The sequence below is a fragment of the Rhizobacter sp. P3_C12 genome (genome assembly GCF_056402735.1).
On the sequence record NZ_JBFUGW010000562.1, the window covers coordinates 1 to 1,533 of the forward strand.

Here is a 1,533-nt window from a genome sequence, read left to right on the forward strand (position 1 = left end):
TCGGACGAATCCGCAATCGGATACAGCCGCCAGTCGTCGTTGAGCACATCGAGGTCGCCGCCGTTGGCCGTCCGCATCGCATTGGCGTAGGACGACGGCAACGAGCTTGCGAGTTCGCGTTCGGCTGCTTCTATGAACGAGGCTGCAAGGTCAAATGGCATACGGTCGGTAGTCGATGAAAGCATGGCAGATGGCGTGACCTTCGTTGGTCTTGCCGAGACATCAGTATCGCGCTTGGAAGCAGCCGTTTGACCTTGCCCTCGGATCTCGCATCCCATAGCCGAGGGCATTACGCGGCTCGCTTTTCCTGGGCAGCGAGCCAAGCCCGTTCGAATTGCATTGGACTGACGTAGCCGAGCGTCGAGTGAAGCCGGCGGTGGTTGTAGAACGCCAGCCAGTCGATGACCTCGTCCTTGGCGGCCCGCACTGTCTCGAACTTGCGCCCATACAGCCGGCCGACCTTGAGCGAGCCCCACAGGCTCTCGGTGGGCGCATTGTCCCAACAGTTGCCCTTGCGGCTCATCGAGCTGCGCATGCCGTAACTTGTGAGCAATGCCTGGAAGTCAGCGCTGCAGTACTGGCTGCCTCGGTCGCTGTGGAACATCACGGCCGCCTCCTTGCCCGGTTGTCGTCGGAACCAGGCCATCGTCAGCGCATCCATCACCAGCTCGCGCCGCATGTGCGACTGCATCGACCAACCCACCACCTGGCGGCTGAACAGGTCGATCACCACGGCCAGATACAGCCAGCCTTCGTCGGTGGCGATGTAGGTGATGTCGCCGCTCCACACCGCGTTCGGCGTGGCCGGTTGGAACCGCCGCTCCAGCAGGTTCTCTGCCACCGGCAGGCCGTGCTTGCTGTCGGTCGTTGCGATGAACTTGCGCTTGCCTCGGGCCTTGATGCCGTGTCGCTGCATCAGCTTCTGAACACGCTCCTTGCCCACTCGAATGCCGCGTGCCAGCAGCTCTTTCCAGATCCTCGGCCAGCCGTACTCGCCCCGCACCTCGGCGTGCAGCGCCTTGATGTGCACCAGCAGCGCGTCGTCGCTCAGGCGCCCCGGCGCGGGCTGCCCGCTGCGTCGCTCATGCTCGTAGAAACCGCTCGCACTCACGCCCAGAACCTCGCAGCTCAGCGACACCGGCCAGCGCTGGCGGTGCTGCCTTATCCAGGCGTACTTCACTCCCGTTCCTTCGCGAAGTACGCCGTCGCTTTTCCCAGAATGTCGCGCTCCATCTTCACCCGCACGAGCTCCGCACGCAGCCGCGCAATCTCCATCTGCTCCGGGCTCACAGGCTTGCTACCGGGCCCGTTCAGCTTGCCGCTCTGGTCCGCCTTGAGCCAGTTGTGCAGCGTCTGATCAGCCACGCCCAGCACCTTCGACACCACCGCCAGGCTCTGCCCACCCTTGACCATCCGCACCGCCTCAAGCTTGAATTCCAGCGTGTAGCGCGCTCTCTTTGCCTTCGTCACTTTCGTTCTCCTTGCCTGGATTGAACCACTCAGCAAGGGATACGGATTCCGCGGGCAAGGTCA

2 protein-coding genes are annotated in these 1,533 nt (G+C 63.2%); both read right to left on the reverse strand.

The genetic code is table 11. The features are described 5' to 3' along the window. A partial coding sequence (locus tag AC1DXV_RS34490) for an SMI1/KNR4 family protein (protein ID WP_477938031.1) occupies positions 1–185 on the reverse strand: 185 nt, incomplete at its 3' end. 104 nt (positions 186–289) lie between these two features. Beyond that, positions 290–1,413, reverse strand: a protein-coding gene (locus AC1DXV_RS34495; RefSeq protein WP_477874226.1) for an IS3 family transposase whose coding sequence is annotated in 2 segments (ribosomal slippage) — positions 290–1,215 and positions 1,215–1,413 — 1,125 coding nt in all. Because the reading frame shifts where the segments join, the coding sequence is not laid out codon by codon here. Positions 1,414–1,533 lie beyond the last annotated feature (120 nt).